The organism is Micromonospora sp. NBC_00389 (genome assembly GCF_036059255.1).
Classification (GTDB): Bacteria; Actinomycetota; Actinomycetes; order Mycobacteriales; family Micromonosporaceae; genus Micromonospora.
This window is the reverse complement of sequence record NZ_CP107947.1, coordinates 6,679,493-6,692,265: the sequence shown is the minus strand read 5'-3', so window position 1 is coordinate 6,692,265 and position 12,773 is coordinate 6,679,493. Positions and strand designations below refer to the sequence as shown.

The 12,773-nt window shown below is 68.6% G+C and carries 13 protein-coding genes; 4 read left to right on the top strand and 9 right to left on the bottom strand.

The window, feature by feature from the left end; all coding sequences use genetic code 11:
- Nucleotides 1-78: 78 nt before the first annotated feature.
- Nucleotides 79-933 (bottom strand): IS5 family transposase, encoded by an 855-nt coding sequence (locus OG470_RS31660; protein WP_328418237.1) that lies wholly within the window; start codon nt 931-933, stop codon nt 79-81.
- Between the two features lie 290 nt (nt 934-1,223).
- Nucleotides 1,224-2,732 (bottom strand): MFS transporter, encoded by a 1,509-nt coding sequence (locus OG470_RS31655; RefSeq protein ID WP_328418235.1) that lies wholly within the window; start codon nt 2,730-2,732, stop codon nt 1,224-1,226.
- Nucleotides 2,733-2,840: 108 nt separating this feature from the next.
- Here OG470_RS31655 and OG470_RS31650 point away from each other — a divergent pair, with 108 nt between their 5' ends.
- Nucleotides 2,841-3,878, top strand: coding sequence for an RNA polymerase sigma-70 factor (locus OG470_RS31650; RefSeq protein WP_328418233.1), 1,038 nt, complete (start codon nt 2,841-2,843; stop codon nt 3,876-3,878).
- An 82-nt stretch (nt 3,879-3,960) separates the two neighbouring features.
- Here OG470_RS31650 and OG470_RS31645 read toward each other — a convergent pair whose 3' ends face one another.
- The 5 genes from OG470_RS31645 to OG470_RS31625 form a co-directional block, all read right to left on the bottom strand.
- Nucleotides 3,961-4,299 (bottom strand): MarR family winged helix-turn-helix transcriptional regulator, encoded by a 339-nt coding sequence (locus tag OG470_RS31645; RefSeq protein ID WP_328418231.1) that lies wholly within the window; start codon nt 4,297-4,299, stop codon nt 3,961-3,963.
- Nucleotides 4,300-4,397: 98 nt separating this feature from the next.
- Nucleotides 4,398-4,778: a hypothetical protein gene (locus OG470_RS31640; protein ID WP_328418229.1), complete on the bottom strand. Its 381-nt coding sequence runs from the start codon at nt 4,776-4,778 to the stop codon at nt 4,398-4,400.
- A gap of 213 nt (nt 4,779-4,991) precedes the next feature.
- Nucleotides 4,992-6,641 (bottom strand): MFS transporter, encoded by a 1,650-nt coding sequence (locus tag OG470_RS31635; RefSeq protein ID WP_328418228.1) that lies wholly within the window; start codon nt 6,639-6,641, stop codon nt 4,992-4,994.
- 468 nt (nt 6,642-7,109) lie between these two features.
- A complete protein-coding gene (locus tag OG470_RS31630) occupies nt 7,110-7,988 on the bottom strand; it encodes an alpha/beta fold hydrolase (protein ID WP_328418225.1) in 879 nt (292 codons plus the stop codon).
- A gap of 37 nt (nt 7,989-8,025) precedes the next feature.
- Nucleotides 8,026-8,637: a GNAT family N-acetyltransferase gene (locus OG470_RS31625; protein ID WP_328418223.1), complete on the bottom strand. Its 612-nt coding sequence runs from the start codon at nt 8,635-8,637 to the stop codon at nt 8,026-8,028.
- 137 nt (nt 8,638-8,774) lie between these two features.
- Here OG470_RS31625 and OG470_RS31620 point away from each other — a divergent pair, with 137 nt between their 5' ends.
- The gene (locus tag OG470_RS31620; RefSeq protein WP_328418221.1) at nt 8,775-9,740 is read left to right on the top strand and encodes a GntR family transcriptional regulator; all 966 of its coding nucleotides are present in this window, start codon (nt 8,775-8,777) and stop codon (nt 9,738-9,740) included.
- Nucleotides 9,741-9,940: 200 nt separating this feature from the next.
- Here OG470_RS31620 and OG470_RS31615 read toward each other — a convergent pair whose 3' ends face one another.
- Nucleotides 9,941-10,345 carry a hypothetical protein gene (locus OG470_RS31615; protein WP_328418220.1) on the bottom strand — a complete coding sequence of 135 codons (405 nt, stop codon included), beginning with the start codon at nt 10,343-10,345 and terminating at the stop codon, nt 9,941-9,943.
- Between the two features lie 96 nt (nt 10,346-10,441).
- Here OG470_RS31615 and OG470_RS31610 point away from each other — a divergent pair, with 96 nt between their 5' ends.
- Complete coding sequence (locus OG470_RS31610) at nt 10,442-11,560, top strand: IS630 family transposase (RefSeq protein WP_328418219.1); 1,119 nt, start codon at nt 10,442-10,444, stop codon at nt 11,558-11,560.
- Nucleotides 11,561-11,617: 57 nt separating this feature from the next.
- Here OG470_RS31610 and OG470_RS31605 read toward each other — a convergent pair whose 3' ends face one another.
- Entirely contained in the window at nt 11,618-12,079 is a 462-nt protein-coding gene (locus OG470_RS31605; RefSeq protein WP_328418217.1) for a MerR family transcriptional regulator, read from the bottom strand.
- On the opposite strand from OG470_RS31605, the gene OG470_RS31600 reads away from it, so the two are divergent.
- Nucleotides 12,078-12,773: a methyltransferase domain-containing protein gene (locus tag OG470_RS31600; RefSeq protein ID WP_328418215.1), complete on the top strand. Its 696-nt coding sequence runs from the start codon at nt 12,078-12,080 to the stop codon at nt 12,771-12,773. The two genes, OG470_RS31605 and OG470_RS31600, sit on opposite strands and share 2 nt — an antisense overlap.

Below are 12,773 nucleotides of genomic sequence, written 5' to 3'. Positions count from 1 at the left end.
GCGGCCACACTATTGAACCTTCGAGCCAGAAGCCTGATGACGGATACTCAGGTGTCTAAGAGAGGCCGTCAATAGGCGTCACTTGAGGCGGCGGGTGGTGGGGCGGGTGTCCCACCGGTAGCGGGTGCGGGCTTCGCGGATCAGTGCGCGGACAGTGACGAACGCGGCGGCGAGGTAGAGGAAGAAGTCGACGATCTTGCCGTCGCGGTCGGTGCAGCGGCGTAGCTTGCCGTAGCCGTTCATCCAGGAGTGGGTGCGCTCGCAGCCCCACCGCTTGCCGACCTGCACCGGTGCGGGTACGCCCTTGCGGGCGATCTCGCCGTGCAGGCCGAGCCCGTCGAGCAGGGAGCGGGTCACGCCGGAGTCGTAGCCGGCGTCCAGATGCACGGTGACCTGCTCGGGCCAGTGCGGGCCGACCTGTGCGGTAGCCGCATGCAGGGTCGGCCCGAGTAGCGGCGAGTCGTGACGGTTGGCCCCGGCAGAGACGATGCCTAACGGCACGCCAGCGGCATCGGTGGCCACCGACCGTTTCAGGCCGCCTTTGCGCCGGTCCACCGGGGACGGCCCGGCTTTCTCCCCGCCGCACGGCGCCTTCGTGATACATCCATCAGCTGCCACGTCGGTCAACTGCAGGCCGATGATCTGGTCGTAGGCTGCCAGCGCCAGGGCGTGGACCTGTTCGGCGACACCGGCGGCGGACCATAGTTTGAGCCGGCGGCGGATCGTGGAGTCCGAACATGTGGCACTGGCGATGCGTTCGTAGCCCGACCCGTGCACCAGGGCGTTGACCAGGTGCTCGACCACGATCCGGTCCGGGATACGGCGACGGTGGCAGCCCAGCGGGTGGTCGGGATGAAACTGTCCGCGCTCAGGCAGCAGCGCGGCGAACTCGACCCAGACGGGCTCCAGCAGCGATGATGGGACGGCAGGCACGGGCATCCTTGGCGGTCACAGAGCGTAGAGAACTCCAATGATCGACAATGCCCGTGCCTGTTTGCTACCCCGAACCGCTGGCTTGCCCAGTCGCCGCCCATTTGACGGTCTGTCTAAGTATCCCGGGCCGGCCGGCGCCCGTCGGCGCGGCCGGGTTCAAGCCGACGAGCCCGGTCGATCGCTGAGGGATCGGCGGGGCTCGTCGGTTGGTGGCTGTCAGGCGAGGTCGACCCGGTCGAGATCCGTGAACCGCGGCTGAGCGCTGCCGCTGTGGACCTCCGCCGGAGGGATCAGGGGTGAGCGAGCATCGGCTCGGTGCCCCCCGCGCTCTCGGCGTCCTCGGTGACGGCCTGGTGTTCGGGGCGCGGGGTGTTCATCAGGACAGCGACGATCAGCGCACCGGCCAGGAGGATCCCCGCGGCCCAGGTGCCGGCTGTCACGAAACCTTCCAGCATCGCCTCCTTGGCGAAGGCCGGGCTCCTGCCCTGCGAGGCATGCGAGGCCAAGTAGTCCGCGGTCGCGCTGGTGGCGATGGTGTTGAGCAGCGCGGTTCCGATCGAGCTGCTGATCTGCTGCGGGGTGTTGACGCTGGCCGAGGCGACGCCCGCGTCGCGCTGGTCGACGCCGTGGGTGGCGTAGTTGAAGGCCACCGGCATGATCATGCCCGCCCCGAAGCCGAGTAGGAGTCCCGAGACCAGCACGCCCTCGACGTAGGCGGTGTCGATCTCCATGGTGCGCAGCCACAGCATGCCGGAGGCGATGAGCAGCATGCCTGGCACGATCAGCATCCGCGGCGGGACCTTGGGCAGCAGTCGGGTGGCGAGCCCGCCGGCCGACATCAGGACCGCCACGGTCATCGGGAGGAAGGCCACGCCCGTCCTGATCGGCGAGTATTCCTTGACGACCTGCAGGTAGTAGGTCATGAAGAGGAACGCCCCGAACATTCCGACCATGGCCAGTCCCACGCTCAGATAGGCGCCGCCGCGGGTTCGGTTGGCGATCAGGCGGGGCGGCAGCATTGGCTGCGACACCCGGCTCTCGACGAAGGCGAACGCGGCGAGCAGTACCGCGCCCCCGGCCAGCAGACCGATGACCTTCGCCGAGCCCCAGCCGTCGGACTCCGCCTGGCTCGTGCCGTACACGATCGCGACCAGCCCGCCGGTCACCAGCAGCACGCCCGGGATGTCGAACTGGGCCCTGCCCCCGCTCCGCGACTCGGCCAGCATCGCGTTCCCGCCGACCATCGCGATCAGGGCGATCGGGACGCTGACGTACAGGCACCAGCGCCAGTCCAGGTAGTCGGTCAGCGCCCCGCCGGCCAGCAGCCCGATCGCGCCACCCACGGCGGTGATGGCGCCCCAGATCCCGAACGCCTTGGCGCGCTCCTTGGGCTGAGTGAACGTCACGGTGAGCAGCGACAGCGCGGACGGCCCGAGCAGCGCGGCGAACCCGCCCTGCAGGGCACGGGCGCTCAGTAGCATCTCGAAGTTGTCCGCCGCGCCGCCGAGCGCCGACGCGCCGGCGAAGCCGAGCAGTCCGATCAGGAAGGTCCGCTTGCGGCCGGTGTAGTCGGCGATCCGGCCGCCGAGCAGCAGCAGGCTGCCGAACGCCAGCGTGTACGCGGTGATGATCCACTGCCGGTCGCCGTCGGAGATCCCCAGATCCCGCTGGAGCGACGGCAGCGCTATGTTCACGACCGTCCCATCCAGAACGATCATGAGCTGGGCCAACCCTATGAAGAACAGCGCGGCCCAGCGGCGCGAATCGGCCGTCGGGGCCTGCGCTTTCGTGGTTGCCATGACTTCGTCCTCACTCGTGGTGTTGCGTGCCGCGCGGAGCGTTCGTGCGGCGTTCTGACGATCACAAGACGTCGGCGACCGAGCTCCGTAACAGCGTGGGTGTATGACGTGGGTCATCGCTGGTGGCTGTTACGAAGCGGTGGGCAGCGACGTCTAGTGCGTGTGGCAGGACGAAGGTTGAACAGGAAGGAGTCAGGCATGAGTCAGCGCAGCGACCGGACGACGGATACCGCCGAGCCGCTCGATCGTGGCGACCGCGTGGACTTCATGGATTCGGCGACCGAGGTGTTCGTTGCCCATCGCAATCTGCTGTTCACCGTCGCCTACGAGATGCTCGGCTCGGCCGCCGACGCGGAGGACGTCCTGCAGGAGACCTGGCTGCGATGGGTGGGCGTCGATCTGGCCACCGTCCGGGAGAAGCGCGCCTACCTGGTGCGGATCGTCACCCGGCAGGCGCTGGACCGGCTGCGTGCGCTCGATCGGCGTAAGGAGTCCTACGTCGGGCCGTGGCTGCCCGAACCGTTGCTGACCACGCCCGACGTGGCCGAGGACGTCGAACTGGCCGACAGCATGTCGATGGCGATGCTGCTGGTGCTGGAGACGCTCGCGCCGATCGAGCGGGCGGTGTTCGTGCTGCGCGAGGTGTTCGACCTGGACTACGACGAGATCGCTGACGCCGTCGACAAGACCTCAGCGGCGACACGCCAGATCGCCTACCGGGCACGGGCGCACGTCGCCGCGCGCCGGCCACGCGGCGTCGTCTCCCCGGCCGAGACCCGCGCCGCACTCGGTGCCTTCCAACGCGCGGTTGAAAACGGCGACCTGCAGAGCCTGCTCGACATCCTGGCGCCGGACGTCGTCGCCCTCAGCGACGGCGGCGGTATCAAACATGCCCTGCTTCGGCCCGTCGTGGGGGCCGGCAACGTGGCTCGCTTGCTGGCCGTCGGCTGGTGGAAACGCGACGCCCAACGATCGGTCGAGGTGGCACAGATCAATGGTGGCCCTGGGCTGCTCGTCCGAGTCAACGGGGAGATCGACGGCGTGCTGGCCGTGCGGGTCGAGAACGGCTACATCACCGGCGCCTACCACGTCCGCAATCCCGAAAAGCTGTCGCGTGTGGAGCGGGAGACCGCCGTGAGCCGCTGAGGCCGCAACGACCGCCAGTCCGCAGCGCCCGCTAATTACACGCGGCCATTGCCACAGCCACGCCAGGTCTCGATCACGTGGGTCATGTTTCCGTCGTATAAGACCGGTCCACTAGATCGGTCATGGCCTGCTGGAATTCGCGGCGCCGCTGCTCACTCCAACCTGCGGCCAGCTGGCCGAAGACCTCCTCCTGCCAGCGATGAGCCTGGTTCAGCATTGATCGGCCCGCGGGTGTGAGTGACGCTTCGCGTCGTCGGCCATCAGCCGCGGAAGCCTCCATGACCAGGTAGCCGGCCGAGGTGGCGCTCTTGATCAGGCGTGAGGCTCCGCTCTGGTCGATCCCGATCTCGTGCGCGACCGCGTTGACGGTTGCGGAGATCCCGCGCTCAGTGAGGCAGTGGACTGCCTCGCTGACAAGCACGAGTCGCCCTTGCTCGGCCGATCCCGGATCACCAGTCGCCGATCGGCGTGACCAGTGCCGGACGAAGCCGAACAAGACCTGGCCCGGCCCTTGGCTGGTCACTCGGATGCCGCCATTTCACGGCAGATGTAGGCCAGTTCGAGTGCCGACTTGAGGTCGGGCAACCGCAGCGAAGCGGTCACCTTGCCACCGGAAGCACGGAAAACCGTCGCCACCCGCGTCGGTGTCTTGCTCTCAGGCCAGGTGGCGTCCTCCTCGACCACCATGAGTCGCTCGCTGATCGGGTGCCATGACCGCGGGGTCAGCTTGATCCCGGAACGCTCGACCCACTCCGCGAACTGCTCAGGCGTGATCGACCCAGCCCCCTTCGGCCCCAAGACGACCATCGGATCACCCACCGCCCTTGCCGACCGCTGCAGATCCCCGTCATTCACACTCGCGTGCCACTCGTTGATTGCTGCTTCAAGGCTCGACTCCATGTCAGCAACTATATGCGAAACGCATGTATCTTTGTTATCCCGGGAGCGTCAGCAATCTCCTGCTCCGCAACATCTTGTGCCGGTGCCCTGCGGCGACGACGCGGTGGGTGTTTCCCGCGACGCCGGTCGGTCCGGCCGAGGGTGCCGGAAGCGGACCACCGCACTCTCCGTGCTCCGGTCCGTGCGGTCGGGCCGTCATCCGGTCCGGGTGGTTCAGATGCTTCCGACCGCGGTCTCTGTCTTCACCGCTTCGGCGTTCGCCGCGGTCTGCGTCGTGGCCGCGCCGTCCGGGATTCCGGCCTGCGGGGTGCCCTCCGTGGCCTCGTCGTGACCGCTGACGCCCGGCTTGACTCCGCGCAGCAGCACCGTTGCCAGCAGTGCCAGGACGAGCGCGACGCCGGCGCCGACGAGGGCCGTGACATGCAGCCCGTGGGTGAACGCCTCACGGGCGACGGTGAGCAGTTCGTCACCGGCCTTCCCGGAGAGATCTTGGGCCACCGCCACCGCGCCACCGAGCGACTCGTGCGCCGCCTCGGAGTCGACGCCTGCCGGCATGGTGTCCGCGATCTGGCTGCGGTAGACACCGAAGCCGATGCTGCCGAGGACTGCGATGCCCAGACCGGCGCCCAGCTCGGTGCCCGTCTCGGAGATGGCCGAGGCCGCACCGGCACGCTCGGGCGGAGCCGCCCCGACGATCAGGTCGGTGCTGAGAGCCGCCATCGGCCCCAGACCCGCACCCATGATGGCGGACGCCGTCACCAGGATGCCCAGACCCGCTGTCGCGCTGACCAGCGTGAGCATTCCCAGTCCGATGGCCGCGACGACCAGGCCGCCCGCGATGACGAAACCGGGGCGGATCTTCGCGGCGAGGGCCGGGGCCGTCATGGCGCCGGCCATCAGACCGGCCGCGTTGGGCAGCGACCAGAGGCCGGCGACCAGCGGGGAGAGTCCGTGCACGAGCTGGAGGTACTGCAGTGTGAAGATCTGTGAACCGGCCATCACCAGGATGCCGACAGTGAGCAGAGCCACCGAGGCGCTGAAGGTGCGCTCACGGAACAGCGTGAGGTCGAGCAGCGGGTCGGCGAGCGTCCGCTGCCGGTGGACGAAGGCGACCCCGACGGCCAGACCCAGCACCATGAAGGCGACCGGCAGCAGCCCGAAGCCATCCTCGGCGATCAGCTTGAGGCCGTAGACCACGGACAGCACAGCGACCAGGGACAGCACGGCGCTGCCCAGATCCAGCTTGCCCGCCTTCTCGTCACGGTGCTCGGGCTCGTCACGGTGCTCGGGCAGCAGCACAGGGCCGAGCACGAGTAGGACCACCATGACGGGGACGCCGATCAGGAACGCCGAGCCCCACCAGAAGTAGTTGAGCAGGAATCCGCCGAGCAGCGGGCCGAGGGCGCCGCCGACCGCGAAGCAGGTCATCCAGACGCTGATGGCGACAGTGCGCTGGGCCGGGTCATGGAACATGTTGCGGATCAGGGACAGCGTGGAGGGCATCAGCGTCGCACCCGCGACGCCGAGCAGCGCCCGGGTCACGATCAGCATCTCGGCGCTGGTGGAGAACGCCGCGAGCACCGAGGCGACGCCGAAGGCGGCGGCACCGGTCAACAGCAGCTTGCGCCGCCCGATCCGGTCACCGAGCGTTCCCATGGTGATGAGCAGGCCTGCGACCAGGAACCCGTAGATGTCCATGATCCACAGCAGTTGCGCGGTGCTCGGCCGCAAGTCCGCGGTCAGCGAAGGAACCGCCAGGTGCAGAACGGTCATGTCCATCGCGATGAGCAGCGTGGGCATGGCCAGCACAGCCAGCCCGATCCACTCTTTCCGGCCCGCGCGGGGTGCGGCGATCGTCGTCATGAACTTCCCCTGTCTTGTGGGCCGCAGGCGACTGACCCGCTTGTCGTAGACGCTAGAAGTTGAACAGCCGTTGAGGTCAACAGCTGCACTCAGCGGGAGGCCGTCACGCACCGTGGCCGGCGCCGGGGTGAACAGGTGATCGTGGCGACGCTGGAGTCCAAGCCGCGCTTGCGCGGCATCGAGGGCAAGGCCCGTCGGGTCACCGACCCTTCCACTTTGGAGCGTGCGGCGGCCGTTTACCGAACTGGTGTCTGGCCGGCTTCGGTGGAAGGCGATGCACTCACGGCCCCGTACAGCGCGCCCAGTGCGGGTCCCTCGCCCTGGCGCCTGTACCCAGCTCACGCTGCACACGGCGGTCGGCGTGGCCTCCGCCGAGCCATACGGCGCCACCCGCTGGGACTTCGCCCACCAAGCCAGCTAGCGCGGGAGGCCGGTCGAGGCTGAGAAGGTCGGCCGTTGTGCGTCTGGTCAGCGGCCGGCGAGTTCGGCGAAGATCTCCACCAGTTCGGGTCGGTCGAACGGGCCGACGTGGGGTGCCGCGACGCTTCGAACGTCGGTCGGGTTGTCCGGGGTGAGGCGGTCGGCCTCGGTGATGAACCGGTCCTGTAGCGCAGGTGGGATCAGCCGGTCGTGGGTGAAGCGCACGTACGTCCGGGGAATCCGACCCCAGGTGCCCGCTTCGGCGCGGGCGTCGGCCAGCGGGATGCTGACGGGCTCGTCAGGCTCGAGCATGTTGAGCAGCCGGCTCACCGCCTCGTCGGTGAAGTCGCCGGCGAGGCACTGCTTGATGCCGTCGAACACCGACGGGTCGGCCGAGCGCCAGTTGATCCGGGCCACTCCGAGCAGAGCCGGATCGGCGACCACCGTCCGGGTCACCAGGGGGAGCAGGCTGTCGCTGTTCTCTGGCGTGGCAAGGTAGGCGGCCACGTTCGGGAGGTCGACGCAGCAGTACGCCGCCATGTAGACGACCCGATCGAGCAGTTCGGGGATGGCGTTGCCGACCCTGTTCAGGGTGACGCCGCCCTGGCTGGCGCCGGCCAGGATCACGGGCCCGTGTCGGCGAGCGCGGCGCACCACGTCCACGACGCGCTCGACGTAGTCGTCGATGGTGATCTTGGCGAGCGGCGACGGCTCGGTTGCCAGCCCCTTGAGGTCCTGCGGGGCCTGGTACGAGCGGGGGAAGAACCCTTCAGTGCCGTGTCCCGGAAGGTCGACGGCCACGCACCGGTGCCCCCGCAAGGTGAGTTCGGTGATCAGTCCCGAGCAGAGGTGCGACGAGGAGTTGGTGCCGTGTACGAAGACCAGGGTCGGCGGTCGGCGGTCGCCGGTGGTGTCTTTCGTCGTCATCGAGGTTCTCCCTTGTGGTTGGGGAATTGGTGGGTGGTCAAGGGCGCGGTTGGCGCCACATCGGCCAAAGGAGTGGGCTGTCCGCCACGCGAACCGGTTCGCCGAGGTCCTCGAAGCCGTACCGCAGGTAGAGGGCGTGGCTCCGGGGTGAACTCGCCTCCAGGTACGCGGCGAGCCCGTCGGCGTCTGCTCGCTCCAACCGGTGGCGCAACATCGCCGAGCCGAGTCCGGCGCCCTGCCGCCCGCCCACCACCCCCATGCACGAGAGGTAGAGGTGCGTTTCACGACGGGGATGCCGCTCGGCCAGTGCCAGCCCCAGAGTCCGCAACCGCGCGCCGTTCTCGCCGAAGACCGAGTTCCGGTCCACGTCGGGCGCGTCCGGGCGTTCCTCGTCGGGCGCCTGGCCCGTGGCCAATGCCAGCCACACCGAGGCACCCTCACCACGGCCGACCAGGTATGCCTCGGCGGAGCCCTGATCCAGCAGGTGGCCGTAGAAGTGCGACTGGAGACGACCGCGTTCGCTCGATGCGGGGAAGAGCCAACAGGCGACCGGATCGTCCATGAACGCCTCGGTGAGGATGTCCGATACCGCCTGCCGGTCTGCCTCCTCCGTCTGCCGCACGAGTGCGTACGGTGTATCTTTCGTCATGCGTACACCGTATCGCCGCACCGGGCGAAGTTGAGTCAATATCGCCTGGTCAAGCCGACGAAGTGTACTAGCCAGACGAGAATCGAACTAGTACATTCCAAGCGCGTGACAACCTCACCAGTAGATCGGGGGCACCCATGCCTTCGCCGACGCCGCGCCCGGATCCGCCATACCGGCGGATCGTCGAGGAGATCCGTGGCCGAATCCTGACCGGCGACCTGCGGCCGGGGGACCGGATACCCTCAGTCCGGCAAATCGCCCAGCGATGGGGCGTCGCGGTCGCGACCGCGACCAGAGCGATGGCGACTCTCCGCGACAACGGGCTGGTCGAAGCGACGGTCGGTTCCGGCACGGTGGTCAGCAACCACACCCGCCGCAAGCACCCTGTCAGCCCGGCCGAATCGCAGAGGCCGCGGCAGGCTGGCACCCGCAAGCAGCCACTGAGCCGGAAGCATGTTCTCCGCGCCGCCATCGCGATCGCCGACGTCGAGGGACTCGACGCAGTGTCGATGCGACGTCTCGCGGCCGACCTCGGAGCCGGCCCGATGTCGCTTTACCGGCACGTGGCGAACAAGGACGAGCTGGTGACGCAAATGGCCGACGAGGTCTTCGGCGAATCCGAACTGCCCGACCCGGGACCGCCCGGCTGGCGGGCGAAACTCGAACTGATCGCCTGCCAGCAGTGGGAACTGTGCCGGCGACACCTCTGGCTGCCCAGGGCCGTCTCGTTCACCCGTCCGGCGCTCGTGCCCAACATGATGGCGCACACCGAGTGGACCCTGCGCGCGCTCGACGGGCTCGGGCTGCCCATGACGACACGGATCCGCGAGGCGCTCACGCTTCACGGACTGGTCGTCACCGTCGCGCTGTCCATGGCGGCCGAGGTCGAATCGGAGCAGGAAACCGGTGTGACGCTCGATGGGTGGCGGCTGGCACAGCAGAAGCGAGCCGACCAGCTCCTCGACAGTGGAAGATTTCCACTGCTGGCGACGATCCCGACGGAAACGGCGTCGGACCTGGCTGGACTGTTCGAGTACGGTCTCGCACGCCATCTCGACGGTTTCGCCACCCTGATGGAGGAACAGGCCCGAACACAGTTATGAGAGCGCGGCGGGGCCGATCGCGTCGGCCCCCACCCGCACGGTGCCGGACATGCCGCGGGGGCGGGACTCGTCCGAGTCCCGCCACGCGCCTTCCGCCTGTCGGTTACCTGGTCAGTTGCGGTGGCCGGTGGTGCGCAGAGTGAACGCCCCCAGGGTGGTCTGCTCAAGGCGGTTACCTGCGGTGTCCCAGGCTTCGACCTTCAAGCTGACCTTTTGCCGGCGGTGTGGCCGTAGGAGGTGGTGGCGATGTAGCTGCCGGCCCGGTCCCGCTTGACGCTCACGGCTTCCCAGGTCTTTCCGTCGTTGGTGCTCGTCCACAGCTTCAGTCCGGCGATCGCCGGCATCGCCTCGCTGGACCACTCGTGGAACGCGTTGACGCGGAACGTGTGCTTGCCCCGGGCCGACACGGTGTTCTTCAGGTCGATGGTGGCGCCGAGGTCGTAGCTGGCGTACGCCAGTGGTTCCGGTCGGCAGTGCCCTGGGCTGAAGCCTTCGGGCAGGCAGGTGTGGCCCGGTGGGATCGCGGACTCCGTCGGTGGCGCCGAGGTGAACGTCCACGCCGCGGTGTTGTAGGCGTCCTGTGAGGTGAGGCGGTACTTCCCCAAGCGGCGCTAGTGCTCTGACCACAAACGTTGGCGGTGTTGGTGACACGCCGGCCTGAGTGAAGGGCTGGGCCGGCGTGGGACCGTCAGGCTGTCGGGGTGGCAGAGCCGGTTCGGGTACGTCGATTAAGTGATCAAGAGGGTCAACGGCTGCAACGTCTGGTGCGTCGAGGCACCGGCTCGGTCGTGCGGCTGCGCCGGGCGATGGTCGTGCTCGCCTCAGCTGGCGGCAACAGTGTGCCGGTCATCGCCCGGCTCGTGCAGGCCGACGAAGACTCCGTTCGGCAGGTGATCCACCGGTTCAACGAGATGGGCATGGCCAGCCTGGACCCTCAGTGGGCGGGTGGCCGTCCCCGCCGAATCAGTAGCGACGACGAGGCGTTCATCGTCGCGACGGCCAACACCCGTCCCGCCAAGCTGGGACGGCCGTTCACCTGCTGGAGCGTGCGCAAGCTCGCCGAATACCTCGCTGACAACCCCGATCGGAAGGTGATCATCGGGCGGGAACGACTACGGCAGGTGCTGCGCCGCCACCAGATCACCTTCCAACGCACGAAGACGTGGAAGGAGTCCACAGACCCCCAGCGGGAGCAGAAGCTGGCCCGCATCGAGCACGTGATCGAGCACTTCCCACACCGCGCCTTCGCGTTCGATGAGTTCGGGCCGCTGACGATCCGCCCGCACGGCGGCGTCGGCTGGCAGCCCAAGAGCCGCCCACGCAGGCTCCCAGCGAACTACCACAAGCTGCACGGCGTGCGGCAGTTCCACGGCTGCTACTCGATCGGCGACGACACCCTCTGGGGCGTGGTCCGCACCCAGAAATCGGCGGCGAACACCCTCGCCGCACTCAAGTCGATCCGGGCCGCCTGCCCTGACGGCGCCCCGATCTACATCATCTTGGACAACCTGTCCGCCCATAAGGGCTTCGCGATCCGACAGTGGGCGGCCCGGAACAAGGTCGAGTTGTGTTTCACCCCGACCTACGCATCCTGGGCCAACCCGATCGAGGCGCACTTCGGGCCGCTGCGCACCTTCGTCATCGCCGGCTCCGACCACCCCAACCACACCGTCCTGGCCCGCGGCCTGCACGCCTACCTGCGCTGGCGCAACGCCAACGCCCGCCACCCCGACGTCCTGGCCGCCCAACGCCGCCACCGCGCCCGCATCCGCAGCGAACGACACCGCCGCTGGGGCCAACCCGCCACCCGAGCCGCATAACCAACCCGGCCAACGTTTGTGGTCAGAGCACTAGCCCTCGTCGACAGGTGATTGCACTCATCTCTGCGGAAGGGTGCCCTGGGGGCCAGCGCCCGTGACGTCCACCAGCTCCGTGAGGTGGGCGCGGTAGTTCGGGCAGGTCGCGATGTCCTCGTGCGAGCAGTTCAGCCCGGCCTCAAGCAGATCGAGCGCCGACCGCAGCGCCGCCATCCTGTCCTGCAGCGCGCGGTGGTTGCGGCTCAGCACGTCCTTGCGGGTGGCCGGGTCGCGCGCGGCGAGGAACGCCCGGATGTCCGGCAGCGGCAGGCCGGCCTGCTTCGCGCGGACGATCGACGCCACTCGGAACAGGTCGTCGCGGGTGTAGCGGCGGCGGCCGCCCTCGACGCGGGCGGGGGAGAGTAGGCCCACCGATTCCCAGTGCCGCAGTACGTGCGCTGGTAGGCCGAAATGGTCGGCCACTTCGCCGATCGTCATCGGTCTTGACTTCATGTCGACATTAAGTCCGACGATGGCGGGCATGTCCAGTCTTCTTGCTGTCCTCGACGCCGTCGAGGGAGAGTCCGCGGCCGTCGAGTTGCGCGCACGTTCCTACGAGTTGCTTGGCGACCTCACCGGCCGAACCGTGGTTGACGCCGGCTGCGGCAGTGGCCGCGCCGTCGCCGAGCTGGCCGAGCGCGGGGCCCACGCGGTCGGCGTCGACCTCGACCCCGAGGTGATCGCCGTGGCCCGGGAGCGCTGGCCGGCCGGCGAGTTCCATGTCGGCGACGCCTACGAGCTGCCGCTCGAGACCGGCTCGGTTACCTACTATCGCGCGGACAAGGTGTTGCACATGCTCGACGACCCGGCGCGAGCCGTGGCCGAGGCCCGCCGGGTGCTCGCGCCGGGCGGCCGGGCCGTGCTGGTCGGCCAGGACTGGGACACGATCGCCATCGACTCGGACGAGCCGGAGACCACCCGTCGGCTGGTCCACGCCAAGGCGGACTCGCTCCCGTCGCCGCGCGTTGCCCGTAGGTATCGCAACCTGCTGCTTGACGCCGGGTTCACCGACCCGGTCGCTGAGGTGCACACCGCTGTGTTCACCGACGACACCGCGTACGCCCTGCTGCAACGGATCACCGACGAGGAAAGCTGGCTCGCCGAGCAGGCCGAGCGCGCCTGCGCGAACCGGATCTTCGTCGTCGTGCCGATGTTCCTCGTCGCCGCTCAGGGATAG